Origin of the sequence: Sulfitobacter sp. SK011 (genome assembly GCF_003352065.1) — a bacterium.
GTDB lineage: Bacteria > Pseudomonadota > Alphaproteobacteria > Rhodobacterales > Rhodobacteraceae > Sulfitobacter.
This window is the reverse complement of sequence record NZ_CP025803.1, coordinates 3,650,001-3,674,298: the sequence shown is the minus strand read 5'-3', so window position 1 is coordinate 3,674,298 and position 24,298 is coordinate 3,650,001. Positions and strand designations below refer to the sequence as shown.

The window sequence follows — 24,298 nt, the reverse complement described above, 5'->3', positions numbered from 1 at the left end:
CTCAATCTCCTTTAAACGCGCGCATGTGAAAGGCCGATTGGGCAGGGATGCGGCCAAATCTCTGGGACACCGGGCATGCGCGGCGCACAGCGCAGCCGCTGGTCAAACAGTCTGCACCCGCTGCCGTATCCAGATAGTCCTTGCATCCTACCACATCATAGCCTTCGGGGGTTAGGGCACCCACGGGGCACGCGGTTCTGCAGGGCTGGTCAGGGCAGGTGAGGCATGGGTTTGGCGGTGCTGCCGGTAACGGTATTTTATCTTTGAGACACAGCGCCCCACGGAAGGACACAAACAATCCGGCCCTATCGTGTACGAGAAAATTAATGGGCGAGGCGTGAATGCGCCCTGTGCGCAGCGCCCATGTATAAAACGGATGATACGGCGCGCCACCAAAAGGATAGAGCGCCGTTGCATTCAGTTCTTGCGCCAAGGCACCGACGACCCGCGTTGACCAGCGATCAAGGGGGTTTGCGGCACCGTCGGTATATTCGCCTGACGCGATAAACGCGGGCCAAAATGCGGGCTCGTTCGGGCCAAGCAGGATAAGCGTCTGGCATCCCTGAGGTACAATATCGTCAGCGCTTGGATGAAACCCGCCCAATACGCTCAGATGATGCGCGCACGCTTTGGTTTTCAGGGCGTCCCAGTTCATCCGTTACGGATGATGCTGCCTGCACCGTGTTCGGTGAAGAGTTCCAGCAAGCAGGCATTGGGCGCACGACCGTCCAGGATAACTGCAGCACGCACACCACCGTCCAACGCATCAAGCGCTGTCTGGGTTTTCGGGATCATACCGCCCGCAATGGTCCCATCGGCCACCATGTCGCGAATCTGACCAGCGCTGAGTTCAGTCAGCACGTCACCTGACGCATTCTTGACCCCGGCAACGTCCGTTAACAGCAACAGGCGATCCGCCTTGAGTGCAGCAGCAATCGCACCCGCAGCCGTGTCGCCATTGATGTTAAATGTCTCGCCGTTTTCGCCCATGCCCAGCGGTGCAATCACTGGAATGATCCCCTTGTCGGCAAAGTCGCGCAACAGGCGCGGGTTCACTTTGGTGGGTCTGCCGACCAGCCCCAGTTCGGGATTTTCCTGATCGCAGATGATCAATCCGCCATCCTTGCCCGAAACGCCAACAGCGCGCCCCCCCTGTTCGGTGATGGCCTGCACGATTTTGGAGTTCACGACGCCGCTTAACACCATTTCGACCACTTCCATGGTCGCGGCATCGGTAACACGCTTGCCATTCACAAACTCAGATTTGATGTCAAGCCGTCTGAGCATGTCGTTGATCATCGGGCCACCGCCATGCACGATCACCGGGTTCACGCCGACTTGCCGCATCAATGCAACGTCGCGGGCAAATTCGTCCATCGCGTCGTCACTGCCCATGGCGTGACCACCAAGTTTTATGACCACAGTCGCATCTGCATAGCGCTGCAGATAGGGCAGCGCTTGCGATAAGGTACGGGCCGTGCCAATCCAATCACGATTCATGTCTTGTGTTCTCATTCTTTTGACCCTTGAGCAGACCAGCGGAAAGCGGGCCTGTGATGCTATTCCAGCGTGGCGATGATGGCACGCAATGTTGGGATGCCCCAGCCTTTTTCTGAAGAGGTCACAATAATTTCTGGATACGCTGCAGGGTGCTTGGCGAGCGCGCCGCGTACCTGATCCAGTACCTTGGCGCGTTCGGCTTCTTTCACTTTATCGGCCTTGGTCAGCACCGCCTGAAAAATGACCGCCGAACTGTCGAGCAGCGACATGATTTCATCGTCGACCTTTTTGACGCCGTGGCGCGCATCAATCAAAACAAAGGCACGGCGCAGGGTTTGGCGGCCCGACAAATATTGCTTGAGCAACCGTTGCCATTTTTCAACGACTGGGACCGGCGCGTTGGCATATCCATAGCCGGGCAAATCAACCAGATAATGTTCCTCACCTGCGGTGAAATAGTTAATCTCTTGCGTGCGACCCGGGGTGTTGGACGCTCGTGCCAAGGCCTTCATGCCGGTCAGCGCGTTGATCAGAGTGGATTTGCCCACGTTGGATCGCCCGGCAAAGCAGACCTCCATCCGATCGGCAGGGGGCAGGCCGTCCATGGCCACCACACCTTTGACAAACTGGGTTTCACCCGCGAAAAGAAGCCGGCCTTTTTCGATGGCGATCGCATCCGGCTCTTCGGCAACGGGAAATGGCAATTGCATGTCAGTGTACCGTCAGGCTGTCGCCCAATGCGACTGGCCCGCCCTTGATAACTTCGGCGTAAATGCCGAAATTCTGATGATCCCACGTGCTGTTGAGGATGCCCAATGTATCGACATCGCGCGCACCGGTCTCGGGGTTCGCGGTCGTCGCCAGGCAGCGCTGGATCGGTTCGCGGATGGCGAGCGTGGCCGCGCCAAGCGCTATTTCCTTGCCGATCCAATCCATTTCCTGCCACGGTGCCTCGCCCTCAAACCAGATGTTGCCACGCCAGCGCAGGGGCGACAAATCTGTGCCGGCCCGTTCTGACACGGCTGCATGGGACGCGGTATTGCACAGGCTGATTGACGCATAGTCTGAATCAGTGAAACCACGCCCGGACAACTGCAATATGCGGTCCGGCAGGGCGCGGTTCTGGGGCACCAGCGGCTTGACCCATTTTAGGAAAATATCTGCTTCCTGATTTGGATCAAAGGTCAGATCGGGACGGTCCGGGTGGCTAAGGGTAAGCCGCCCCGACTTTTCATCCAGCACGGCGTTGATGGCCATCAGCGCGGGGGCCTTGGACCCCCGGCTGAAATTCTGGCACGGTGCCCAGGTGCTGCCATCCGCCTTGGACGCGTCATGGGCCACTGCCCAGCTGCGGTCAAAAGGCATGCTTTGACCAGCATGCAAAGTGACCGTTTGCAGTGCTTCGCGCCCATGGCTTTTCAGCGGATGCCGATAAAGGGCTGTAATCTGCATTACTTTTTGCTCTTGCCGGACGGCGCTTTTGTATCATTGGCAGCAGCCGCTTTTTTGCGTTTCAGGCCGCTGGTGATGTTGCCCAGCAGATCAGGTTTGTACCCTTGGCTGCGCATGATCAGATACTGCTGCGTAAAGGTGATCGTGTTGTTCGCGATCCAGTACACCACGAGGCCAGAGGCAAACCCGCCCAGCATGAACATGAACACCCAAGGCATCCATGCAAAGATCATTTGCTGTGTCGGGTCGGTGGGGGCCGGGTTCAGCTTTTGCTGAAGGAACATTGAGATGCCCAGCAACAGCGGCAGGATGCCGATAAAGATCAGCGCCATGATTGAACCCGCTTCGGGACCAGCCCAGGGGAGCAGGCCAAAAAGGTTCAACAGCGATGTCGGGTCGGGGTTGCTGAGGTCCTGGAAGGGGCCAAAGAACGGCGCGTGGCGCAATTCAATGGTGACAAAGATCACCTTGTAGAGCGAGAAAAAGATCGGGATTTGCAGCAGGATCGGCAAACAGCCCGCGGCCGGGTTCACTTTTTCGCGCTTGTAAAGCTCCATCATGCCTTGCTGCATTTTCTGGCGATCATCGCCTGCGTCTTTCTTGAGCTTCTCCATCTGCGGTTGCAGCTCTTTCATTTTGGCCATGGAGACATAGGACTTGTAGGCCAGCGGAAACAGCATGGCCTTGATCAGCAGTGTCAGACCGATGATGGCAATGCCCATATTCCCGATCAGGCCGTTCAGATAGTGCAACAGCCAGAAGATCGGTTTGGTCAGGAAAAAGAACCAGCCCCAGTCAATGCTGTCGATAAATTTCGTAACCCCGTCAGCTTCGTAGGCGCGCAGTGTTTCCCACTCTTTCGCCCCTGCAAAAAGCTTGGTGGTCGATGTTGTCGTTGCCCCTGCTGCAATGGTCTGGGTCGGAAGGCGGGCAAACGCACGGTAGATGTCGCTGCGCGCATCATAGGTCAATGCCTGGTCGTATGCCTGTTCGGTCGCGGGGATCAGGACCGCTTGCCAATAGTGGTCGCTAAAGCCAATCCAGCCGTCGGCGACGTCCTCGGTCACAATCGCCGGGCGGCCCCATTTGGCATTCACTTCGGCCTCTGCGATGTCATCCCAATCGGTTTCGGCCAATTCGCCATCGGCGTGTGCAACCGCACCTTCGTGCAGAATAAAGAACTTTTTGAGGTCTTGCGGTTCACCGTGTTGGGCGATCATGCCGTAGGGGGCCATGCTGATTGGGGCATCGCTGTTGTTGGTGACAGATTGCGAGACCGTGAACATATATTCGTCATCCACGGCGATGGTGCGTGAAAACACCTGTCCAGCGCCATTGTCCCAGGTCAGGGTGATTGGGCTGTTGATGCCAAGTGTTTCACCCGTGCTGAGCGTCCATTCGGTGTCCACGCCGGGTACCGAAGCGGCGTCAACGCCCGCACCGGGTGCCCAGCCATGCAGGGCATAGTAAGCGTCATTGGTGCCTTCGGGTGACAACATGGTCACGACCTCAGCATCCGCATCAAGCGTTGTGCGATAGTCATTGAGCTTCAAATCGTCGATCCGCCCTCCTAACAGAGAGATCGATCCGCTCAGGCGGTCAGTGGCAATTGGCACACGAGGCGCATTTGCAAGCGCTTCGGTCGGCGATTGAGGGCTTGTGCCGATGGCAGCAGCGGGGGCTGTGGTATCTGCGGGTGCGATGGGCACAACAGCGCCATCCACGGCCCCTTCAGTCGTCTGAACCGTGCCGTCGATGGGTGTTTCCGGCTCAGGCGGCGGGAAGAGAACGAACCAAACAAGGATCACGATGAAACTGAGCGCCGTAGCAAGGATGAGATTCTTGTTCTGTTCGTCCATTGGGACAGCCACCTGATGTCTGTGATATATCAGCGTGGGTTCAACAGAGTGCAGCACCAAAGGTCAAGCGGAATCGGGTTTTTGGGCTATTTGAGCGGGTATTCTTCACCGCATTTTTTCGTATTTGCGCCATAACGCGCAGGCGGCTCATTTTGGTTCTTTTGATCGGGAAAGCGTTACGTTGCTTTGCCGTTCATGATGCGCGGGACTTCTTGCAGTTTGGCCGTGTGTCGCGCGATCCAATCCAAGGTCTGCTCGAACGGCATGGGGCGGGCGATGCCGAACCCCTGAACATGGTCGCAGCCCAGTTGCGCCAGCAGCACATGTTCTCCAACAGATTCGACGCCTTCAGCCAAGGTTTCTACACCCAGCCGCTCTGCCATTGTCAGGATTGCCCCGATCATGCGTTGTTGTTCCGGGTCCCGGTCTGCTTTCATCACAAATGACCGATCAATCTTGATCCGGCTGACTGCAAAGCGTCGGATCGACGCGATTGAGGCGTTTCCAGTGCCAAAGTCATCCAGATCGATACGGCATCCCAACTTGCCCAAAGCATTGATATTGCGGGTGATGACATCGTCCGGAGCGCTGGCCACCACGGTTTCTAAAACCTCGACCGCCAACCTGTCAGGGGTCAGATCAAAGCGATCCAGTTCCCATTTTATCTTTTCCAATAACTGCGGATTGTTCAATTCCGACCCGGCAAAGTTCACGCCCACCTGTGGCACATCAACGCCCGCACCATCCCAAGCTTTCAGGGCCGCAAATGCGTGATACATCATCACCTCGGCCAACCGTTCCAGCATTCCCATCTCTTCAATTGCGGGAAGAAAATCGGCAGGCGCGATCATGCCCCGTTCAGGGTGCGACCAGCGGGCCAATGCCTCAAACCCGGTAATCTGTCCCGTGTCAGTCGAGATCTGGGGCTGGAACCAAGGCTGAATTTGCCCTGAGTTAAGGGCCTGCACCACCTCTTCGCGCAATTCTGCACGGGTCTGGGTATCGCGGCGCATTTGGTCTGAAAAGGCCCTGATCGCCGACGGTCCACGGCGCTGTGCCTCTCGCAATGCGGTTGCCGCGGCTTGCAGCCAGCCGTATCCATCTTTGGCTGGCGATCGGGCGTGCTGGCAAAAGCCGATTGATACCGACACATAGACGCTGATCCCATCGACCGAAATGGGTTCTTCTGCAACATTTTGCAATCGACCGGCCAATTGGATGCACATTTCAAGATCAAGGTGGCGCACCGGTGCCATGCAGATCGCAAATCGGGCATCGCCCATCTGTCCGACGTTGTCATCACCGCGCAGTGCCGCGATCAGACGCTCACCTGTACGCTGCACCACGATGTCAGCCGCAGCTTGTCCATAACGGTCGATGAGTTGTTGATAGTCTTCGATTGCGAGAAAAAAGGTGGCTGAGTGCCGTCCGTTTTCAGCGGCGCGTAAATAGACTTGATTGGTCAATTCTTCGAATGCGCTGCGTTGGAACAGGCCGGTGACAGCGTCGCGTGAGACCATCAGGTTTGTTGGGATTGCAGTGCTGAGCAAATAGATGACAGGCAATAATGCGGAGACAATGACCAGGGTCGCCTCACCACCAAACCAATAGGCTCCAAGCGAAATCGCAGGCAAAAATGCAAGTGCGGCCGTGCTGGAAAATACAGTTGTGATGTTGCGCTGCAATCTGGTGAGTGCTGAAAAATATCGCTGGCTCATCGTCGTCTCCCGAATCCAACGCAGAAACGGCGTTGATCTCAGGCGAAATTAACCCGCCAGAGTTGATGTGCCGGTTAACAGAACACGCTTTGTTCTTTCAGATTTGTCTAAGATTTGTCTGATTTTCGCAGCAGGCCCGCAAAATCAAACAGCGCCGGATCCAAAAGATGCGAAGGTCGGGCGTTCATCAGTGCGCGAAACATGATCTGACGTCTGCCGGGGCTGTTGGCCTCCCAGCCATCCAAAATCGCTTTGACCTGTTGGCGTTGCAACCCATCCTGCGAGCCGCACAAATCACACGGAATAATCGGGTAATTCATGGACTTGGCGAACTTTTCACAATCGGCTTCGGCCACATGGGCGAGGGGACGATAGAGAAACAGATCACCTTCTTCATTCACCAACTTTGGCGGCATGGTGGCCAGACGTCCGCCGTGAAACAGGTTCATAAAGAACGTTTCAAGAATGTCATCGCGGTGATGGCCAAGGACAACAGCGGAACAGCCTTCTTCGCGCGCAATCCGGTAAAGATGCCCGCGCCGCAGACGCGAACACATGGTGCATAGCGTGCGCCCGGCGGGAGTTTTGTCCATCACGACGGAATAGGTGTCCTGATATTCAATCCGGTGTGGCACGCCCATCTTTTTCAGGAATGCGGGCAGGACAGTGGCGGGAAACCCGGGTTGGCCCTGGTCCAGATTGCAGGCCAGCAGATCAACAGGCAGCAGCCCGCGCCATTGCAGCTCATGCAGCACAGCAAGCAACGTATAGCTGTCTTTGCCGCCCGACAGGCACACCAGCCAGCGCTTTTTTGGCGTGCCGTTTTCAATCATCCCGTATCGGTCAATCGCCTCGCGGGTCATGCGCACAATGCGTTTGCGGAGTTTTTTAAACTCTGTCGTCTGGGGGGCACCATCAAAGAGCGGGTGAATGTCTTTGGGTTGATCAAGCATGGGTTTGAATTAGATGATCCACAGTTGGCGTTCAAGCAGCGGTTTCAGAGGGGTAAATGAGATGCGGATTTTGGTGATGGTGTGGATGCTGGCTGTTGGTTTGGCCGGGTGCACCGGCAAACCTTCAATTGATGATCCCAAATTATCTGACCGCGTGCTCAAGATCGAAGAGTTTTTTGATGGACATGTGTTGGCAACGGGGCAGTTTCAGGACACTTTCGGCACGGTGCGCCGCCGTTTTGATGTTGATATCAAGGGCACATGGGACGGCACAACGCTGACACTGGTCGAGGATTTCGTCTATGAGGACGGGTCAGAGGAACAGCGGATCTGGCGCATGACCAAGACCGGGCAGAACACCTGGACCGGCAAGGCAGATGGCGTTCTGGGCACTGCCAAGGGGAGGTCGGATGGTGACACGTTCAACTGGGCCTACAAGATCGATCTGCCGGTGCCGGACGGCACGTTGCGGGTGGCTTTTGATGATTGGCTTTGGCAATTCAGCGACACCCGCGTTTACAATCGGGGCTACATGAAAAAGTACGGCGTTGATATTGGCGAGGTTCAGATCACCTTTGACAAGGTGCGTTAGTCGGGGACGTTATCGACGCCGCTGTCACCCCATGGGTGGCACCGGGCGATACGCCGGGCGGCCAACCAGCCGCCTTTGAGGCCACCGTGCTTTTTCAATGCCTCCAGCGCATAGGCGCTGCACGTGGGATGGTAGCGGCAGTTGTACCCAACCCATGGGCTGAATATCAGACGATAGGCGCGTATGGGCAAGGCGAGGGCATGCGCAAGCAATGTCATTTGCGCCGACCATGCAGAATACCAAGCGCCTTGTGCATATCCGATTGCAATTGGGTAAACGGCAGCTCAGCCGTGGCACCACGGCGGCCGATCAACACGTAATCCATACCGGGCTGACCATGGTGAGGTAAAATCAGGCGGGCGACTTCGCGCAAACGACGCTTGGCGCGGTTGCGGGCGACGGCATTGCCAACTTTCTTGGAACAGGTAAATCCCACACGTATACCGCCGGGATGCGCTGTTGTCTCACCCGGTCGTCGTTGACGCATTTGCAAGATGAACCCGGTGGTCGCCACATGCAGTGCGCGGCTGGCGCGTTGAAAATCCGCGCGTTTGCTAAGTATGTCCACACGTAAAGAAACCGCCGGGGGCGTTTCCCCTTGGGCGGCGTTTGTGCCATCCTTGGGTGCCTCCGGCGGTGTCAATTTCATAGACCTTTTGGGCGCGGTTTACGCGCTTAGTTCTTTGCGGCCCTGGGCGCGGCGTGCATTGATGATCTTACGACCCGCTTTGGTGGCCATGCGCGCGCGAAAACCATGGCGCCGCTTGCGCACGAGGTTGGATGGTTGAAAGGTGCGTTTCATCGCTCCGTCTCCACTTAATACTTTGCCCGTTGCAGGAATCGATCTTGGATTCGTGTAACGTACGTCAATTCAAGCCCGGTCTCTACTGCCGTCATCGGCCCAAGTCAAACCCTCGGGGGCGAAAATCTGCTTTGGTTGCAACAATTGAAGGGTTTGGGCGGAAGATATGTTTCAATAAATCAGGAATGACGTGGAAAACAACACACGAACCACACTGTCTATCAAGCACCTGTGATCGGCCTGTCCCTTTGCGCTGTAACCCGCCATTTATGTTCTCAACCACGCAAACACCTTTGCCCAGAGGCAGAAATGACCGATATGATCGACGAAGCAAATCAAAAACCCGCCCTGGTCCGCTACTTGCCACTGATGGCCATCGCTTTGGTGGCCGCAATCGGCGCGTTTACCTTGCGTGACTATCTGTCGTTTGATGCCTTGCGCGACAACAGAGAGACATTGATCGCGTTCCGGGACAGCAATTATGTGATGACAGCGCTCGTTTTCATGTTGGCCTATATGGTGATTGTTGCCTTCTCTTTGCCCGGTGCCGCAATTGCCACGCTGACAGGAGGGTTCCTGTTTGGCGTCTTTCCCGGAGTTTTGTTCAACGTCATCGGTGCGACGTCTGGGGCGGTGATTATCTTCTTGGCGGCTCAATGGGGGCTGGGTGAAAAGTTGCAGGAACGGATGGACGCCTCTGACGGGATGGTGGCCAAGATCAAACATGGCATCGACGAAAACCAATGGTCGATGTTGTTCTTTATCCGTCTGGTGCCTGCGGTGCCGTTCTTTGTCGCAAACCTGATCCCTGCGTTTTTGGGTGTGCCGCTTTATCGCTTTGTGATCTCGACATTTTTTGGAATCATGCCCGGAGGATTGGTTTACACATCCGTTGGTTCGGGCCTTGGCGAAGTCTTTGCCAAAGATGAAACGCCCAATCTCGGCATCATCTTCGAACCACACATATTGCTGCCCATTCTTGGTCTGTGTGCTCTGTCATTAATGCCAATAGTCATTAAGAAAATCACCGGCAAAAAGGACCTGCTGAAATGAACCGGATGAAAACAGATATTCTGATCATTGGTGCAGGTTCTGGTGGCCTGTCAGTGGCCGCGGGAGCGGTGCAGATGGGCGCGGATGTTGTCCTGCTTGAAGGGCATAAAATGGGCGGTGATTGCCTGAACTACGGCTGCGTGCCGTCAAAGGCGCTTATTGCGACGGGCAAGGCCGCTTATGGTCAGCAACATTCCGCACAATACGGCGTGGAAAACGCGCCCGGTGATGTGGATTATGCTGCTGCCAAGGATCATGTGGCAGATGTGATTGCGCAAATCGCGCCGGTGGACAGCCAGGAACGGTTCGAAGGGCTTGGCGTCAAAGTGATTCGCGACTTTGGCCGGTTCATTTCCAGCGATGAAGTGCAGGCGGGTGATACAATCATCAAAGCGCGCCGTATCGTCATTGCCACAGGTTCATCGCCGCTTGTGCCGCCAATTCCGGGACTTGAAACCGTCCCATATGAAACCAACGAAACGCTGTTTGATCTGCGCGAAAAACCCGAAAATCTGCTGATCGTTGGGGGCGGACCAATCGGCATGGAGATGGCACAGGCGCACATTCGCATGGGTATGAAAGTCACCGTGATCGAGGGCGAAAAGGCGCTGGGCAAAGATGACCCCGAACTGGCCGCCATCGTTCTGGACAGTTTGCGTGACGAAGGTGTGGTCATTGAAGAAGGTGCAATGGCTGCCGAAATTCGCGGCAAGAAAGGTGCGATCGAGGTCGAGGCGAAGGATGGCCGCGTGTTCAAGGGGTCTCATCTGCTTATGGCTGTGGGGCGCAAGGCGAACACAGATCGGCTTGATCTGGAAAAGGCCGGGGTTGAGCCCGTGCGGGGCGGCATCAAAGTGGATGCAAGCCTGCGCACAACAAACCGTAAGGTTTATGCAATTGGTGATGTGGCAGGTGGACTGCAATTTACCCATGTGGCGGGATATCATGCGGGTGTGATCATCCGTTCAATGCTGTTTGGTCTGCCTTCAAAGGCCAAGACACATCACATCCCCTGGGCGACCTATACGGAGCCTGAACTGTCACAGGTTGGTCTGACCGAAGCTCAGGCGCGCGATCAGCATGGTGATAAACTGGAAGTGGTGCGGTTTCACTATCATCACAATGACCGCGCAATCGCGGAACGCAAAACCAAAGGATTTATCAAAGTGATGGTCGTCAAAGGCCGCCCCATTGGCGCGTCGATTGTGGGTTATCAAGCGGGAGAATTGATTAATTTGTGGGCCTTGGCGCTGGCTAATACCATGAAAATGAGCCAGATTGCCGCCATGGTTGCACCGTACCCCACCATCGGCGAGATCAACAAACGCGCGGCTGGCGCGTATTTCAGCCCACGTCTGTTTGAGAGCGATATGGTTAAACGGGTGGTCGGCTTTGTGCAGCGCTTTGTCCCCTAAATGTCGATGATCAATTCCCTCTCTGGTCGATTGCTGATCCTGACGATCGTCTTTGTCATGCTGGCAGAGGTATTGATCTTTGTGCCGTCGATTGCCCGGTTTCGGGAAGATTACATGCTGAACCGTTTGGAACGGGCGCAGATTGCATCATTGGCGCTGTTGGCAGACGACATGCTTGATCCCGCGCTCGAGACAGAACTGCTGAACAATGCCGAGGTGTTCAACGTGGTGTTGCGCCGCGATGAAGTGCGGCAGTTGATGTTGTCATCTGATATGCCGCAATCCATCTCTGCAACCTTTGATCTGCGCGATGCGACTGCGATGTCGCTGATCAAAGACGCGATGATGCGGCTCTTTCGTCCGGAAAACGATGTGATCCGGGTGATTGGGGCACCTGTGCGCGAGGCCGGTTTGCTGATCGAAGTGACGATGGAGACCGCCCCAATGCGGATGGCGATGCTGGACTATGGCAAGCGGATTCTGGCGCTCTCTGCGGCAATCTCTGTGTTCACCGCGTTTTTGTTGTTCGGTGCGATGAGGGTGTTTTTGGTCAAACCGATCAAGGGCGTTGTGGGGCACATGCAGAACTATGCAGAGGCACCCGAAGACGCGCGGCGCATCATTACCCCCAGTGCGGGGGTGACCGAGCTGCGCGAGGCAGAAGAAGCGCTGAAGAAATTGCAAACAGATCTGACCCAGGCGCTAAAGCAAAAAGAGCGGTTGGCGCAGCTGGGGTCTGCCGTGAGTAAGATCAGCCATGATTTGCGCAACATCCTGACCTCGGCGCAGCTCTTTACCGACCGGATCGAGATGTCAGAGGATCCAGCGGTCAAGCGCATGGCACCCAAACTGGTGGGGTCTATCACCCGCGCGGTACACTTGTGCGAATCCACCTTGGCCTTTGGCAGGGCCGAAGAACCGGGGCCTACTCTGACCATGGTCCATCTGGCCGAATTGATCGGTGATGTGATCGAAGGCGAAAAGCTGGCCGCCAGAGAACACGTCATCGACTTTACCACGGAGATCCCAGAGCAGTTGTTGGTCCGCGCTGATCCCGAACAAATGTACCGTGTCTTGTCCAATCTGGTGCGCAATGCGCGACAGGCAATCATGGCAACCGGCCAGCCCGGACAGATCAGTATTCAAGCTTTTGATACGGACGCCGCATGGCAGATCACCGTAAGGGACACCGGTCCGGGACTGCCACCAAAAGCGCAGGCGCATCTGTTCACGCCATTTCAAGGTGGGGCGCGCAAAGGGGGGTCCGGGCTGGGCCTTGCCATTGCCTCAGAACTTGTGAAAGGCCATGGTGGCACCCTTTCTCTGGTCACGACCGACGCATCTGGCACGCAATTTATCATCACTCTGCCAAAGGGCGACGGTACCGTGTGATCCGGGCAAGCGAAAATCGATTTGACGGCAATCAGGGGCTTGCAAACCGCACCCCATCCCACTAAACCGCCCGGCAGTGGACCGATAGCTCAGCTGGATAGAGTACCTGACTACGAATCAGGGGGTCGGGGGTTCGAATCCTCCTCGGTCCGCCACTTATCCAACTTAAGTCATTGTTTTTATAGATAACTAGGAATTGCATCCCCCAATGTATCCCCCACCTCGCCAAGGATCACATTGGAGCACTACGGATCCCAAGGTAATGAATCACTCGGCAGCGAAGTGCGCTAGGCTATCTGCAGGCCGCAATTGATTTTGGGATAAACGACTTAGAGATGTCATTCCATTAGTCGAACACTCATCACTTTGAGAATGTTGCGGAGTGCGCCTGTCGGGCACTTAGGAAGCCTTGACTGACGTTCCCAGCGTAACACCGTTGATGGCGCAACATTGGCGGCCCGAGCTACTTCTCTCATGCTCGCGCCGAAAAACTGAACCCAGCGGGCATTCAAATCTGATCCGGTGCAAACAATTACTGAGCTACCCCCCCCGAAATTGGGACACTGACGTAAGCTGCGATTTGTTGTCTGCTGATCTTCAAGACGAAGGAGATAGGACATGTCGAAACGGAAGCAACATCACGCAGAGTTTAAGGCCAAGGTCGCGTTAGAGGCGTTGAAAGGCGAAGAGACGGTCAGCGAGTTGGCCAGTCGGTTCGGGGTGCAGCCTACATGCTCTTTAAGTGACGCGACAGAGAGTTTCAAAAGTGGTTGATAAAATGAACAAATTACCGACCTGTTAAATTCGGTCAAATTTGGGGAAAGTTTGTCTTAAGCCTTTACTCAAAAACGATGCGGGGGGGGGGAATGCCAGCTTTCAGTCATGCGCGACCGTTCGCTATACTGATCCCGGCTGGAACCCAAATCGGTGAAATGAAAGGCGGCGCATGGATAATCTCACGACTGCACCCACACTGACGACCACGCGGTTGGTGTTGCGCGGACCAGAACGGGATGATTTGCCGGCGTTCACCCGTTTCATGACCAGTGCTCCGTCGATGATAGCGCAGGCAGAGACGGTGACAGCGGAACAAGCCTGGTTCGGGTTTCTGATTGGTATTGGCCACTGGCATTGGCACGGCTTCGGCTTCTTTATCGTCGTTGAGCAAAGCACGGGGCATCCTGTCGGCCGGGTCGGCTTGATCAAGCACTCAAACTGGCCGGATGTAGAGCTGGCATGGCATCTGTTTGAAGGCGCGGAGGGAAAGGGCTTCGCCACGGAAGCGTCTTTCGCCGTCAAAAGATGGGCTTGTGAGGTTCTGGGGTTAGAGAGGCTATACAGCTACATAGACTGCGGAAATACGAGGTCACAGGCTGTGGCAACGAGGCTTGGTGCGGTCACGGACGGAACGCGGGCGAGCCATGAACCTGAGGCAGAAGTTTGGGTGCACTTAATCGATCGCGACAGCACGTCTCAAGAAACCTGAATCACCGGGGCCCGCGCCGGGGAAGGTGCAAAACCGCACAAGCGGCGTCAGGGCGGGCGGAACTTTCAGTTTCGGTCGTTCGCACCCATCTGGTGAAAGTCAGAATTATCCAGCACTGCAGCCAGAAAAACCTCCAAACGAAAAAAGCCGCCCCCGAAGGAGCGGCTTTGATCACGCACTGGTCGGATATCAACCCTGACGGGCTTTGAACCGACGCTGTGTTTTGTTGATCACGTAAACACGGCCCTTGCGACGCACAACGCGGCAATCACGGTGCCGGTTTTTGAGCGAGCGGAGCGAATTGCGAACTTTCATGTTCTTATCCTTCCATCTGTGGCCCCGCCTTATCAATTAAGACAAGGACCAGCGCCGGGTTACGGGCGACCCTGCGGCATGCAGGGCCAATGAAACAGGTGGTGGGCGATACTGGGATCGAACCAGTGACCCCTTCGATGTCAACGAAGTGCTCTACCGCTGAGCTAATCACCCACGTATATAGCGCGAAACCCTTTGCCCCAAACAAAATGGGGCGCGAAATGCCGCGCCGGTTCCGGTGCTATAAAAGGAGTCGTGGATATGATCAAGGGCTTTTGGCAATTGCGAAATATGCGCTAAGGTAGTGGCGAGAGGGACGCTCATGCCGATGTCAGCTTATGAAGTACTGCACCCGGACCAAAACAGGTCTTGCGTGGTGTTCGCATCACCCCATTCGGGGTGCGATTATCCGTGGTCGTTCCTGCGCACAACGGTGTTGGATGAACATGCGATCAGATCGTCAGAGGATGCCTTTGTTGACCAGCTTTTTGAATGCGTCCCGCAATTTGGGGCCCCTTTTATTCGGGCCGGCGCACCACGCGCCTATGTCGACCTGAACAGGTCCTGTGAGGAACTTGATCCTGCATTGATCGAAGGGGTGGGCAGGCAGGGCCATAACCCGCGGGTTGCCTCCGGTCTTGGGGTGGTGCCGCGTGTGGTGGCCAACGGACGGGCGATATATCGCGGCAAGATGAGCCGCAGCGAGGCAGAGCATCGCATCCAGAATTTCTGGCACCCCTATCATAAAAAGCTGCGAGAGCTTTTGGATGCGGCGCAGCAACGCCACGGTCAGGCGGTTCTGATTGATTGCCATTCGATGCCACATGAGGCGATGGACGGGGTGGTGCGATCGGGCATGCTCAGACCGGATGTGGTGCTGGGAGATCGTTTTGGGGCCGCTGCCAGTGGTGACGTCGTTGACCGCGTGGAGGCGGCATTTGCCGCGGCAGGGTTTACGGTGACCCGCAACACGCCGTTCGCAGGGGCCTACATCACCCAGGCCTATGGCCGCCCATCGCGGGGACAGCACGCAGTGCAGGTCGAAATTGACCGATCCCTTTACATGAACGAAGCATTGATCCGCCCGAACGGCAATTACGACACCGTGCGGGCCGCGCTGCGTCAGGTGGTGGCCGAAATCGCAACAATCGGCCAAGGGCGTGTGCCTCTGGCCGCTGAGTAGCGTTCCTTAGGTGCATTTTCCCTGAGCGCGGCTATCGCAGGGCGCGGCCCTTTACGATTGCCTTGGTCCCGAATCGGGTGCGAATGGCATCGGTCGCGCGTTCCGCATTGCTGCGCTTTTCGGCGTTTGGATCCAGCAAATCCCCGGCAAGGTCCGCGCCTTCGGGACTGCTGAGGTCGGAAATGCCGCAGCCGATCAGCCGGTAAGGGCCCGGATCATCCAACTGATCAAACAAGGCGCGCGCGGTTCGGTAAATGCGGTCTGCCAGTTGGGTCGGGTCGTGCAGGGACACGCGGCGTGTCAATTGGGTGAAATCAGACCGTTTGAGTTTGAGGGTGACGACGCGACCGGCCAATGCCTTGGCTTTGGCGCGGTCGGCAACCTGTTCAGACAGCCGCCAGATGTGGCCATCCAGAATGTCTCGGTCAGAGGTGTCGTCGTTGAATGTGGTCTCCTTGCTGATCGACTTTACCGGCTCATGTGACGACACCCTGCGCCGGTCCTGCCCCCGTGCCAGATGCCAAAGCCGATCCCCCATGCCGCCAAATCGCGCGATCAGATCGGTCTTTTCCCAGCGCAGCAGGTCAGAGAAGGTGCGAATGCCCGCCTTGTCGAGAGATGTCTGTGTCGCGGCTCCGACGCCCCAGATCATCCGAACCGGTTTTTCCCGCAGGAAATCCGCCGTCTCAGCGGCACCGATGACCGAAAACCCATGTGGTTTGTCCAAATCTGAAGCCACCTTGGCCAGAAATTTGTTGTGGCTCAACCCAATCGACCCGGTTAGCCCAAGCTCATCCTTCATGCGGCGCACCAGACCGGCCAGCATCACGGCGGGTGGCGCACCATGCAGCCGCGCAGTCCCGCTCATATCCAAAAACGCCTCGTCCAGTGACAGCGGTTCGATGGCAGGGGTCAGTTCTTCCATCATCGCGCGGATAGCACGGGATGCTTCGACATAGGCATCCATGCGGGGTTTGATGATCACGGCATCCGGGCAGAGCTTGAGCGCCTGAAACATCGGCATCGCGGACCGGACCCCGCGAATACGCGCGACATAGCAGGCGGTCGACACGACACCGCGCCGTCCGCCGCCAATGATCACCGGCTTGCCGTTCAGGGCGGGATTGTCGCGTTTTTCGACAGAAGCATAAAAGGCATCGCAATCCATATGGGCAATGGAAAGATCAAAAAGCTCGGGATGGGACAGGATCCGGGGGCTTGTGCAGACAGGGCACCGGCGCACAGCGGAAACTTCGGCAAGGCAATCGCGGCAGAGGGCGGCCATTTTAGATACCATTTCGTCATGAACCTGTGATTAGTCTAATCAATCGAGAGGAGATTGAACATGGCAGAACCCACCCCCTTTGACGGGGCCAAACTGGCCTTGCTTCTGGACGATGACCTTCTGGCAATTTTGCGTGATGACACACCGGGTCTGCCATATGCGGGGTACTGGGATTTGCCCGGCGGGGGTCGCGAAGGGGACGAGGGGCCTTTGGAATGTGCGCTGCGTGAGTGCCACGAAGAATTGGGCCTGCACGTCTCAGACACATCTGTCATCTGGCGAAAGGCCTTCCATGAAGACGGCTGTCTTAAATGGTTCTTTGTCGCCAAGTTGCCACCGGCGACGGCGGCGGAGGTGGTTTTTGGGGATGAAGGGCAACGCTGGTCACTGATGAGCATTACAGAATTTCTGGCCCATCCCAAAGCCATCCCATCATTTCAGAATCGGTTGCGGGGATATCTGGAAGGTGAAGCCTGCGATCCGCCCTGATGCAGAAAGCCCCCCGCTGCGTTAAGCGGGGGGAGGTGACGAACATCAGGAAGAACCAGTTCGTCGGGGAGTATCACCTAGGGTAACGCTAGCACGGGGACGTCCTATGACATAGTCAGGAATACCTGAACCTGCTGTAGAGCCGGCGTTTGTGGTGTATTTGTTACAGTCTTAGGTTGAATTGGTCGGATTGAGCCGCGCTGCTGTGTGACAGAACGGGCCGCAGAGGGCGTTAAGTCGCCGGATCGACTCTAAGACCTGTCAGCGGTTTGGGCTTTGCGCCTGCGGTGACAGCATTTCAGCGACAATCGCCTGAGCTGCCGACAACGGATCATCAGATTGCCAAACCGGGCGGCCGACAACCACATGATCTGCGCCACTGGCAATCGCCTTGGCTGGTGTGGCTACACGTTTTTGATCACCCAATTCTGCGCCTGCCGGGCGTACGCCGGGGGTCACGATCAACTTGCCCGCCGCCTGCGGCAAGGCACGAATGGCGGCGGCCTCTTGCGGAGAGGCGATGACGCCGTCGGCACCTGCGTCAAAGGCCCGATCTGCGCGGGTCAGAACCAGATCTGCCAGGTCTCCCGGTTGGATCAGTGCCGCATCCAGATCCGCGCGGTCGAGCGACGTCAGGATTGTCACGGCAAGGATCTTTAGATCCGAACCGGCAGCGCCCTGTTTGGCGGCATTCACAACATTCGGATCGCCATGTACGGTCAGGAAATCCAGATCAAACTGGGCCAAGCCGCGCACAGCAGCTTCTACCGTGGTACCGATATCAAACAGCTTCATATCCAGGAATATGCGTTTGCCATGTTCTTGCTTCAGCTCATTGGCGAGGGCCAGTCCGCCGCCCGTCAGCATCCCCAGACCGATCTTGTAGAAACTGACACTATCGCCAAGTTTCGTGGCAAGTTCGAGCCCCGCAACAGCATGGGGAACGTCAAGGGCGACAATCAGGCGGTCATCGGACATTTGGGCAGGCTCCTGCAGTAAGAATTCAAACGATCCTGCAGTACGCCGGGGCGACGGCCAAGTCCATCAAAGAAAAACCCGGAACGCGCCTTGGGCGGGATCCGGGTGAGGGTCAGCAACGTTCGGGCAGGCAAACGAAACTGAATTGGGGTCGGGGAATATCTTTATGCGGCGCGACGGCCCGACAGGTCCGCCAGATTTTCCAACCAGCGCATTGGATCAAAACTGCGCCGGCCCGCGCGTTGGGTTGGGGCCGGAAATCTGACCTCGGAGTAAACGCCGACTTTGGATTTATGGCGACGCAGTGCTTGTCTGGCCAATCCATCCGCAGCGTCCTGAAAACTGGTCGAGATCGGTGCATTGATTGCACAGGCATATTTGCGAGAACATTTACCATCATGCACCGTTAACAGTGCTTCAAAGCTTTGATTGGCGGCATTGTATACGACGTCTGTCAACTGAATTGGTCGGGTCTGCATCGTGAGTACCTCATATATCGTTTCTTTGGCCGAGCAGTTGATCTGCTCCGATAGGGCTTTGGTTTTCCCTTTGTCTGAATTATTAACCTGCATTGGCGCAAGAAAGTTCCAATGATACCGAAACATTGTGGATAACTTGATATTGATCAAAGAAATCAGTAATTTATTGCTCTAGAATGTTTGTGTGTTTGGGGCAATATTGCTGCCTAAAGACCTTTCTGATGATCCGTGTTGTCCGAAATACACGGGCTGTCAGTGGCAAGAAATGCAGCACATGTTACGTTCACAACCTCTTGAAACGAGGTGATCAATACCCAAATCGAACCTGAGGCCGAAACTGATGCGTGCCGCCGGGCGGGCGCATCTTGAAACGGCGCTTTTAAAAAGGAGAGACCCATGGACCTAAGCAAGTTCACGGAAAGATCGCGCGGCTTTGTTCAAGCGGCGCAGACGATTGCCACACGGGAAAATCATCAACGGTTGGCCCCGGAACACATCCTCAAAGCAGTTTTGGACGATGAACAGGGATTGGCCAGCAATCTGATCACTGCTGCCGGCGGTAACCCTGGTCGCGTGATGGAGGCATTGTCGCTGGCAATGGGTAAAATGCCCAAGGTGACCGGCGATGCGGCCCAAGTTTATCTGGATGGGACGACCGCCAAAGTACTGGCCGAGGCCGAGGCATTGGCCAAGAAAGCTGGTGACAGTTTTGTCCCTGCTGAACGCATTCTGATGGCGCTTTGCATGGTGAAATCCGGTGCCAAGACCGCGTTGGAAGCAGGTAATGTGACGGCCCAGGCGCTGAACAGTGCGATCAACGATGTCCGAAAGGGGCGCACAGCGGACACTGCGACAGCCGAGGAAGGGTATGAGGCGCTGAAGAAATACAGCCTTGATCTGACTGAACGGGCGCGGGAAGGTAAAATTGACCCCATCATCGGGCGGGACGAGGAAATTCGTCGCGCCATGCAGGTCTTGAGCCGCCGGACCAAGAACAATCCTGTTTTGATTGGTGAACCGGGCGTGGGTAAAACCGCGATTGCCGAAGGACTGGCATTGCGGATTGTCGATGGTGATGTGCCGGAATCCTTGCGCAACAAACGTTTGTTGGCGTTGGATATGGGTGCACTGATCGCCGGTGCGAAATACCGTGGTGAGTTTGAAGAGCGGCTCAAGGCCGTCTTGACCGAGGTCACAGAGGCCGTTGGCGAGGTGATCCTGTTCATTGATGAAATGCACACGCTTGTCGGAGCAGGGGCCAGCGAAGGGGCGATGGATGCCTCGAACTTGTTGAAACCAGCGTTGGCGCGTGGTGAATTGCATTGTGTGGGTGCCACAACTTTGGATGAATACCGCAAGTACGTTGAGAAAGACGCAGCTTTGGCGCGGCGTTTCCAGCCTGTGATGGTGTTGGAGCCAACAGTCGAAGACACCGTATCAATCCTGCGCGGCATCAAGGAGAAATACGAGCTGCATCATGGTGTGCGGATCAGTGACAGCGCGTTGGTCGCGGCAGCAACCCTGAGCCATCGCTATATCACGGATCGGTTTCTTCCCGACAAAGCCATCGACCTGATGGACGAGGCGGCAAGCCGTTTGCGTATGGAAGTCGATAGCAAGCCAGAAGAGCTGGATGCGCTGGACCGTCAGATTCTGCAGTTGCTGATCGAAGAACAGGCGCTGAAAGCAGAAGATGATGTGGCGTCCAAGGACCGGCTCGATACCTTGCAAAAGGATCTGAGTGGTTTGCAGGAACGCAGTGCAGAGATGACGGCACAGTGGCAGGCCGAGCGGGACAAGCTGGCCGGTGCACGCGACATCAAGGAAAAACTGGACCATGCGCGCGCTGAGTTGGACATCGCCAAGCGTGAGGGCAATCTCGCCAAGGCGGGTGAGCTGTCTTATGGCGTGATCCCCCAGCTTGAGCGTGATCTGGAAGCCGCTGAATCGCGTGAAGAAGGTGTGATGGTCGAAGAGGCGGTGCGTCCCGACCAGATCGCCAGCGTCGTGGAGCGGTGGACAGGCATTCCTGCCGGCAAAATGCTGGAAGGTGAGCGGGACAAGCTTTTGCGCATGGAAGAGCAGTTGCATGGCCGGGTGATCGGTCAGAATTCTGCGGTGAAGGCTGTTGCGGATGCGGTGCGTCGTGCGCGGGCGGGTTTGAACGATGAAAACCGCCCCCTGGGATCGTTCCTGTTCCTTGGGCCAACCGGCGTCGGCAAGACCGAACTGACCAAAGCTGTGGCAGAGTTCCTGTTTGACGACGACAACGCCATGGTACGAATTGATATGTCTGAGTTCATGGAGAAACACAGCGTCGCGCGGCTCATTGGGGCGCCTCCCGGTTATGTTGGCTATGACGAAGGCGGTGTGCTGACCGAAGCGGTACGGCGCAGGCCCTATCAGGTGGTGCTGTTTGACGAGGTCGAAAAGGCGCATCCGGATGTGTTCAACGTGCTGTTGCAGGTTCTTGACGACGGGGTGCTGACCGATGGTCAGGGCCGCACCGTTGATTTCAAGCAGACGCTGATCATCCTGACCTCGAACCTTGGTGCGCAGGCGTTGAGCCAACTGCCCGATGGTGGGGATATGGCGCAGGCAAAACGGGATGTCATGGACGCGGTCCGGGCGCATTTCCGGCCTGAGTTCCTGAACCGTCTCGACGAGACGATCATCTTTGACAGGCTGCAACGCAGCGACATGGCAGGGATCGTTGATATCCAGCTTGCGCTTTTGCTCAAGCGTCTGGCCGGGCGCAAGATCGTGCTTGAACTTGATGAAGGGGCGCGGGACTGGCTGGCAGATGAAGGGTATGACCCGGTATTTGGGGCGCGTCCGTTAAAGCGGGTGATTCAGCGTACGTTGCAAAACCCCCTGGCAGAAATGCTGTTGGCCGGTGATATCCACGATGGCGATACAATCGAAGTCACTGCGGGTGCCGATGGTTTGGTCATTGGCGATCGGATTGCCGCCAGTAGCAAACCCAAACCGGATGATGCAACGGTGCATTGATCGGCACTATATATATGCACAAGAAAAAGAGGCCCGCCAGAATTTCTGGCGGGCCTTTTTCGGTCGGGTAAGAAACCGCGTCGCGACATGTGCCTTATTCGGGCAAAATCACCTTGTCGATCACATGGATCACGCCGTTTGTGGCTTCGATATCGGCGGTGGTCACTGTTGCGCCGTCAACCATGACGCCATTGTCCAGATCGATCATGACTGTCGTGCCCTGTACGGTCATCGCCTCGGTGTCGTCGACGAGGTCTGTGGACATGACTTTCCCAGCGATCACGTGATAGGTCAGGATGGCTGCCAACTGGTCTTTATTCTCTGGCAGAAGCAGCGTTTCGACGGTGCCTTCGGGAAGGGCAGCAAAAGCCTCGTCTGTAGGGGCGAAAACGGTAAATGGACCTTCGCTTTTGAGTGTATCGACCAGGCCGGCAGCCTCAGCAGCGGCGAGCAGGGTTGTGAACGATCCTGCCGCGCCGGCAGTATCTACGATGTCTTTGGCGTGGCCATCAGCCAAAGCGGTTGTTCCCATCAGTGTGGCAACGGTAAGTGCGAGTGTTGTTGAACGTAGCATATTCTTCTCCTCAGAGGTTGATAAACAATGCTTGCGTTAGCATTGAAAGAGATACGTCAATCGAAAGGGTTTGGTTCACCGGGGTTATTTGCCGATGCCGTTTGACGAAAACGAAACGTGCGCTAAGCCGCGCACAATTCCAATTTCCACTCACAAATAAGTTATCAAAGCGGGGTGATCCGGTGCGGTTCCGTGCCTATTCTTGTCCGATCGCGGATCTGGCTATGGCGTCCAGCAAGGCCTGCACATCTTGCATCGCCCCGTCAGGAAAGCTGCGATATCCGATGGTGACCATATCGCTGTCCGGGAGTTGCATCACGAAGATGTTGTAGGGACAAAACCGGATGTTCATCACGTCAGCCTCCATCACCTTGCGCGACACTGTCGCAGAGCAAAAGCTGAAGACCTCGGCTGCCTCAAACAAGACAACGTCTGATCCGACATCATCTCGTGTGCGTTCCAGCATCTCGCCGACATGGCTGACGTTCTCGGCGATTAGACCCTGGTCGATGATGGCGTTTTCAACGCCAAATACAACATCATCAAAACTTTGGTCTGTGGTGTAGGTGATCAGATCGTCCGCGAATGCAGGCAGGGCAAAGGCAAGTGCAGCAGCATAAATGAGGCGGTTCATGATGATTTCCCTAATGATGGCGCTATTCTAACAATTGAGTGTGCTGCCTGAAATGTGCGCCGAATTGGTTTGGTGGAGCAGAGCAGCGGCACTACTTACAGATAATACATTAAGGAGCGTCCCATGGCCAATCGTTGGATCAACACGTTAAAAGACAGTGACGTTACGCCAGAGCAGGCTTTTCTCAATCGCCGTCAACTGATGGCGGGTGGTGCTGCCGCGGCGGGGTTGGCCAGCATTGGTGGATCGATACAGGCACAAGAGGCACTTGAGCCGAATGCCTATGAAGACATCACGCAGTACAACAACTATTATGAATTTGGCACCGGAAAAACAGATCCCGCCGCCAATGCCGGATCCCTTGTGACCGCGCCCTGGACGGTTGAGATTAACGGTCTGGTCGACAAACCGGGGGCCTATGCGTTTGAGGACATCATGAAAGCGATGACCATCGAGGAACGCATTTACCGTTTCCGCTGTGTCGAGGCATGGTCGATGGTGATCCCGTGGAATGGTTTTGAACTGGCCGATCTGCTGAATTTGGCCGGTGTTCAGTCGGGCGCGAAATATGTGGCGTTCGAAACTGCACTGCGGCCCGACGAGATGCCCGGCGTTCGGTATCCGGTGCTGGACTGGCCCTACGTCGAAGGCCTGCGCCTTGATGAGGCGATGCATCCGTTGACGATCATGGCGACCGGCATTTACGGCAAGGACATTCCAAACCAGAATGGTGCGCCGCTGCGTTTGGTGGTGCCTTGGAAATACGGGTTCAAGTCGATCAAGTCGATTGTCAGGATCACGCTGACGGACAAAGAGCCGCCGACAAGCTGGAACAAAGCGAATGCGCGTGAATATGGGTTCTATAGTAATGTGAACCCAGAAGTCAGTCACCCACGTTGGTCTCAGGCCAGCGAACGGCCCGTCGGGGGCGGTCTTTTTTCAAAGCGCGTGCCGACGCTGATGTTCAATGGGTATGAAGCTGAGGTGGCGGGCCTTTATGAAGGTATGGACCTCAAGGCGAACTTCTGATGGGTAGTGCTGCCGAATTTCGCGCTGAATGGATCGGTTCTGCTGGCTGCGCTTATTCTCAGCCTTGCTGTAGATTGCCTGGCTGCTATCGGGAATTG

The 24,298-nt window shown here is 56.1% G+C and carries 26 protein-coding genes and 2 tRNA genes; 11 read left to right on the top strand and 17 right to left on the bottom strand.

Going from position 1 to position 24,298, the window contains the following annotated elements:
* Position 1: 1 nt before the first annotated feature.
* From C1J02_RS18030 to ttcA, 7 genes are all read right to left on the bottom strand, one after another.
* Positions 2–655, bottom strand: coding sequence for a ferredoxin (locus tag C1J02_RS18030; RefSeq protein ID WP_114879801.1), 654 nt, complete (start codon positions 653–655; stop codon positions 2–4).
* Positions 652–1,515, bottom strand: coding sequence for an acetylglutamate kinase (gene argB / locus C1J02_RS18025; protein WP_205389826.1), 864 nt, complete (start codon positions 1,513–1,515; stop codon positions 652–654). The genes C1J02_RS18030 and argB overlap by 4 nt, the downstream gene beginning before the upstream one ends.
* A gap of 44 nt (positions 1,516–1,559) precedes the next feature.
* On the bottom strand, positions 1,560–2,210 hold the full coding sequence (yihA, locus tag C1J02_RS18020; protein WP_114879799.1) for a ribosome biogenesis GTP-binding protein YihA/YsxC: 651 nt from the start codon (positions 2,208–2,210) through the stop codon (positions 1,560–1,562).
* A 1-nt stretch (position 2,211) separates the two neighbouring features.
* Complete coding sequence (locus C1J02_RS18015; RefSeq protein ID WP_114879798.1) at positions 2,212–2,952, bottom strand: MOSC domain-containing protein; 741 nt, start codon at positions 2,950–2,952, stop codon at positions 2,212–2,214.
* Positions 2,952–4,811 carry a membrane protein insertase YidC gene (yidC, locus tag C1J02_RS18010; RefSeq protein WP_114879797.1) on the bottom strand — a complete coding sequence of 620 codons (1,860 nt, stop codon included), beginning with the start codon at positions 4,809–4,811 and terminating at the stop codon, positions 2,952–2,954. The genes C1J02_RS18015 and yidC overlap by 1 nt, the downstream gene beginning before the upstream one ends.
* Positions 4,812–4,987: 176 nt before the next feature.
* Positions 4,988–6,529, bottom strand: a complete 1,542-nt coding sequence (locus C1J02_RS18005; RefSeq protein ID WP_114879796.1) for a bifunctional diguanylate cyclase/phosphodiesterase — start codon at positions 6,527–6,529, stop codon at positions 4,988–4,990.
* A gap of 107 nt (positions 6,530–6,636) precedes the next feature.
* Complete coding sequence (gene ttcA / locus C1J02_RS18000; protein WP_114879795.1) at positions 6,637–7,482, bottom strand: tRNA 2-thiocytidine(32) synthetase TtcA; 846 nt, start codon at positions 7,480–7,482, stop codon at positions 6,637–6,639.
* A 61-nt stretch (positions 7,483–7,543) separates the two neighbouring features.
* Between ttcA and C1J02_RS17995 the strand changes: the two genes are divergently transcribed.
* Positions 7,544–8,074 carry a DUF3833 domain-containing protein gene (locus C1J02_RS17995; protein ID WP_114879794.1) on the top strand — a complete coding sequence of 177 codons (531 nt, stop codon included), beginning with the start codon at positions 7,544–7,546 and terminating at the stop codon, positions 8,072–8,074.
* Here C1J02_RS17995 and yidD read toward each other — a convergent pair.
* The 3 genes from yidD to rpmH are packed head-to-tail and all read right to left on the bottom strand — an operon-like array spanning position 8,071 to position 8,876.
* Entirely contained in the window at positions 8,071–8,292 is a 222-nt protein-coding gene (gene yidD / locus C1J02_RS17990; protein WP_114879793.1) for a membrane protein insertion efficiency factor YidD, read from the bottom strand. The genes C1J02_RS17995 and yidD overlap by 4 nt on opposite strands.
* Positions 8,289–8,717 carry a ribonuclease P protein component gene (gene rnpA / locus C1J02_RS17985; RefSeq protein WP_114879792.1) on the bottom strand — a complete coding sequence of 143 codons (429 nt, stop codon included), beginning with the start codon at positions 8,715–8,717 and terminating at the stop codon, positions 8,289–8,291. The genes yidD and rnpA overlap by 4 nt, the downstream gene beginning before the upstream one ends.
* A gap of 24 nt (positions 8,718–8,741) precedes the next feature.
* A complete protein-coding gene (gene rpmH, locus C1J02_RS17980) occupies positions 8,742–8,876 on the bottom strand; it encodes a 50S ribosomal protein L34 (protein ID WP_025063397.1) in 135 nt (44 codons plus the stop codon).
* A gap of 318 nt (positions 8,877–9,194) precedes the next feature.
* On the opposite strand from rpmH, the gene C1J02_RS17975 reads away from it, so the two are divergent.
* From C1J02_RS17975 to C1J02_RS17950, 6 genes are all read left to right on the top strand, one after another.
* Entirely contained in the window at positions 9,195–9,929 is a 735-nt protein-coding gene (locus C1J02_RS17975; protein WP_114880700.1) for a TVP38/TMEM64 family protein, read from the top strand.
* The gene (locus C1J02_RS17970; RefSeq protein WP_114879791.1) at positions 9,926–11,344 is read left to right on the top strand and encodes an NAD(P)/FAD-dependent oxidoreductase; all 1,419 of its coding nucleotides are present in this window, start codon (positions 9,926–9,928) and stop codon (positions 11,342–11,344) included. Before C1J02_RS17975 ends, C1J02_RS17970 begins: the two co-directional genes overlap by 4 nt.
* A 6-nt stretch (positions 11,345–11,350) precedes the next feature.
* A complete protein-coding gene (locus tag C1J02_RS17965) occupies positions 11,351–12,736 on the top strand; it encodes a HAMP domain-containing sensor histidine kinase (protein WP_114880699.1) in 1,386 nt (461 codons plus the stop codon).
* Between the two features lie 78 nt (positions 12,737–12,814).
* Positions 12,815–12,891, top strand: a tRNA-Arg gene (locus C1J02_RS17960).
* A gap of 463 nt (positions 12,892–13,354) precedes the next feature.
* Entirely contained in the window at positions 13,355–13,510 is a 156-nt protein-coding gene (locus tag C1J02_RS17955) for a transposase (protein WP_114879790.1), read from the top strand.
* 172 nt (positions 13,511–13,682) lie between these two features.
* Positions 13,683–14,222, top strand: coding sequence for a GNAT family N-acetyltransferase (locus C1J02_RS17950; protein WP_114879789.1), 540 nt, complete (start codon positions 13,683–13,685; stop codon positions 14,220–14,222).
* 189 nt (positions 14,223–14,411) lie between these two features.
* Here the strand turns inward: C1J02_RS17950 and ykgO are convergent, their stop codons facing one another.
* Together ykgO and C1J02_RS17940 are read right to left on the bottom strand one after the other, a co-directional pair.
* On the bottom strand, positions 14,412–14,537 hold the full coding sequence (gene ykgO, locus C1J02_RS17945) for a type B 50S ribosomal protein L36 (protein ID WP_005850168.1): 126 nt from the start codon (positions 14,535–14,537) through the stop codon (positions 14,412–14,414).
* Between the two features lie 99 nt (positions 14,538–14,636).
* A tRNA-Val gene (locus C1J02_RS17940) sits at positions 14,637–14,711 on the bottom strand.
* 148 nt (positions 14,712–14,859) lie between these two features.
* Here C1J02_RS17940 and C1J02_RS17935 point away from each other — a divergent pair.
* Positions 14,860–15,720, top strand: coding sequence for an N-formylglutamate amidohydrolase (locus tag C1J02_RS17935; RefSeq protein WP_114879788.1), 861 nt, complete (start codon positions 14,860–14,862; stop codon positions 15,718–15,720).
* Positions 15,721–15,751: 31 nt separating this feature from the next.
* Here C1J02_RS17935 and C1J02_RS17930 read toward each other — a convergent pair whose 3' ends face one another.
* Positions 15,752–17,005 (bottom strand): DNA polymerase IV, encoded by a 1,254-nt coding sequence (locus C1J02_RS17930; RefSeq protein WP_114879787.1) that lies wholly within the window; start codon positions 17,003–17,005, stop codon positions 15,752–15,754.
* A gap of 60 nt (positions 17,006–17,065) precedes the next feature.
* Here C1J02_RS17930 and C1J02_RS17925 point away from each other — a divergent pair, with 60 nt between their 5' ends.
* The gene (locus C1J02_RS17925) at positions 17,066–17,494 is read left to right on the top strand and encodes an NUDIX domain-containing protein (RefSeq protein ID WP_114879786.1); all 429 of its coding nucleotides are present in this window, start codon (positions 17,066–17,068) and stop codon (positions 17,492–17,494) included.
* 261 nt (positions 17,495–17,755) lie between these two features.
* Here the strand turns inward: C1J02_RS17925 and pyrF are convergent, their stop codons facing one another.
* Both pyrF and C1J02_RS17915 read right to left on the bottom strand, forming a co-directional pair.
* Positions 17,756–18,472 (bottom strand): orotidine-5'-phosphate decarboxylase, encoded by a 717-nt coding sequence (gene pyrF, locus C1J02_RS17920; RefSeq protein WP_114879785.1) that lies wholly within the window; start codon positions 18,470–18,472, stop codon positions 17,756–17,758.
* Positions 18,473–18,636: 164 nt separating this feature from the next.
* Positions 18,637–18,951: an orotidine 5-phosphate decarboxylase gene (locus C1J02_RS17915; RefSeq protein WP_114880698.1), complete on the bottom strand. Its 315-nt coding sequence runs from the start codon at positions 18,949–18,951 to the stop codon at positions 18,637–18,639.
* A gap of 396 nt (positions 18,952–19,347) precedes the next feature.
* On the opposite strand from C1J02_RS17915, the gene clpB reads away from it, so the two are divergent.
* Positions 19,348–21,963 (top strand): ATP-dependent chaperone ClpB, encoded by a 2,616-nt coding sequence (clpB, locus tag C1J02_RS17905; protein ID WP_114879783.1) that lies wholly within the window; start codon positions 19,348–19,350, stop codon positions 21,961–21,963.
* Between the two features lie 94 nt (positions 21,964–22,057).
* On the opposite strand, the gene C1J02_RS17900 is transcribed toward clpB, so the two are convergent.
* On the bottom strand, positions 22,058–22,537 hold the full coding sequence (locus C1J02_RS17900) for a fasciclin domain-containing protein (protein ID WP_114879782.1): 480 nt from the start codon (positions 22,535–22,537) through the stop codon (positions 22,058–22,060).
* Between the two features lie 196 nt (positions 22,538–22,733).
* Positions 22,734–23,171, bottom strand: coding sequence for a DUF302 domain-containing protein (locus C1J02_RS17895; RefSeq protein ID WP_114879781.1), 438 nt, complete (start codon positions 23,169–23,171; stop codon positions 22,734–22,736).
* Positions 23,172–23,294: 123 nt separating this feature from the next.
* Between C1J02_RS17895 and msrP the strand changes: the two genes are divergently transcribed.
* On the top strand, positions 23,295–24,200 hold the full coding sequence (msrP, locus tag C1J02_RS17890) for a protein-methionine-sulfoxide reductase catalytic subunit MsrP (protein WP_114879780.1): 906 nt from the start codon (positions 23,295–23,297) through the stop codon (positions 24,198–24,200).
* Positions 24,201–24,298: the final 98 nt, after the last annotated feature.

Excerpts from the sequence above, each read along its gene's own strand:
- C1J02_RS17900 (WP_114879782.1), bottom strand. The coding sequence starts at position 22,537 with ATGCTACGTTCAACAACACTCGCACTTACCGTTGCCACACTGATGGGA.
- C1J02_RS17915 (WP_114880698.1), bottom strand. The coding sequence starts at position 18,951 with ATGCAGACCCGACCAATTCAGTTGACAGACGTCGTATACAATGCCGCC.
- yidC (WP_114879797.1), bottom strand. The coding sequence starts at position 4,811 with ATGGACGAACAGAACAAGAATCTCATCCTTGCTACGGCGCTCAGTTTC.
- pyrF (WP_114879785.1), bottom strand. The coding sequence starts at position 18,472 with ATGTCCGATGACCGCCTGATTGTCGCCCTTGACGTTCCCCATGCTGTT.
- C1J02_RS17975 (WP_114880700.1), top strand. The coding sequence starts at position 9,195 with ATGATCGACGAAGCAAATCAAAAACCCGCCCTGGTCCGCTACTTGCCA.
- yihA (WP_114879799.1), bottom strand. The coding sequence starts at position 2,210 with ATGCAATTGCCATTTCCCGTTGCCGAAGAGCCGGATGCGATCGCCATC.
- ttcA (WP_114879795.1), bottom strand. The coding sequence starts at position 7,482 with ATGCTTGATCAACCCAAAGACATTCACCCGCTCTTTGATGGTGCCCCC.
- msrP (WP_114879780.1), top strand. The coding sequence starts at position 23,295 with ATGGCCAATCGTTGGATCAACACGTTAAAAGACAGTGACGTTACGCCA.
- C1J02_RS18005 (WP_114879796.1), bottom strand. The coding sequence starts at position 6,529 with ATGAGCCAGCGATATTTTTCAGCACTCACCAGATTGCAGCGCAACATC.
- C1J02_RS17965 (WP_114880699.1), top strand. The coding sequence starts at position 11,351 with ATGATCAATTCCCTCTCTGGTCGATTGCTGATCCTGACGATCGTCTTT.
- ykgO (WP_005850168.1), bottom strand. The coding sequence starts at position 14,537 with ATGAAAGTTCGCAATTCGCTCCGCTCGCTCAAAAACCGGCACCGTGAT.
- C1J02_RS18030 (WP_114879801.1), bottom strand. The coding sequence starts at position 655 with ATGAACTGGGACGCCCTGAAAACCAAAGCGTGCGCGCATCATCTGAGC.
- C1J02_RS17955 (WP_114879790.1), top strand. The coding sequence starts at position 13,355 with ATGTCGAAACGGAAGCAACATCACGCAGAGTTTAAGGCCAAGGTCGCG.
- C1J02_RS17895 (WP_114879781.1), bottom strand. The coding sequence starts at position 23,171 with ATGAACCGCCTCATTTATGCTGCTGCACTTGCCTTTGCCCTGCCTGCA.
- C1J02_RS17935 (WP_114879788.1), top strand. The coding sequence starts at position 14,860 with ATGCCGATGTCAGCTTATGAAGTACTGCACCCGGACCAAAACAGGTCT.
- C1J02_RS17950 (WP_114879789.1), top strand. The coding sequence starts at position 13,683 with ATGGATAATCTCACGACTGCACCCACACTGACGACCACGCGGTTGGTG.
- rpmH (WP_025063397.1), bottom strand. The coding sequence starts at position 8,876 with ATGAAACGCACCTTTCAACCATCCAACCTCGTGCGCAAGCGGCGCCAT.
- C1J02_RS18015 (WP_114879798.1), bottom strand. The coding sequence starts at position 2,952 with ATGCAGATTACAGCCCTTTATCGGCATCCGCTGAAAAGCCATGGGCGC.
- C1J02_RS17970 (WP_114879791.1), top strand. The coding sequence starts at position 9,926 with ATGAACCGGATGAAAACAGATATTCTGATCATTGGTGCAGGTTCTGGT.
- argB (WP_205389826.1), bottom strand. The coding sequence starts at position 1,515 with ATGAGAACACAAGACATGAATCGTGATTGGATTGGCACGGCCCGTACC.
- C1J02_RS17995 (WP_114879794.1), top strand. The coding sequence starts at position 7,544 with ATGCGGATTTTGGTGATGGTGTGGATGCTGGCTGTTGGTTTGGCCGGG.
- C1J02_RS17930 (WP_114879787.1), bottom strand. The coding sequence starts at position 17,005 with ATGGCCGCCCTCTGCCGCGATTGCCTTGCCGAAGTTTCCGCTGTGCGC.
- clpB (WP_114879783.1), top strand. The coding sequence starts at position 19,348 with ATGGACCTAAGCAAGTTCACGGAAAGATCGCGCGGCTTTGTTCAAGCG.
- C1J02_RS17925 (WP_114879786.1), top strand. The coding sequence starts at position 17,066 with ATGGCAGAACCCACCCCCTTTGACGGGGCCAAACTGGCCTTGCTTCTG.
- yidD (WP_114879793.1), bottom strand. The coding sequence starts at position 8,292 with ATGACATTGCTTGCGCATGCCCTCGCCTTGCCCATACGCGCCTATCGT.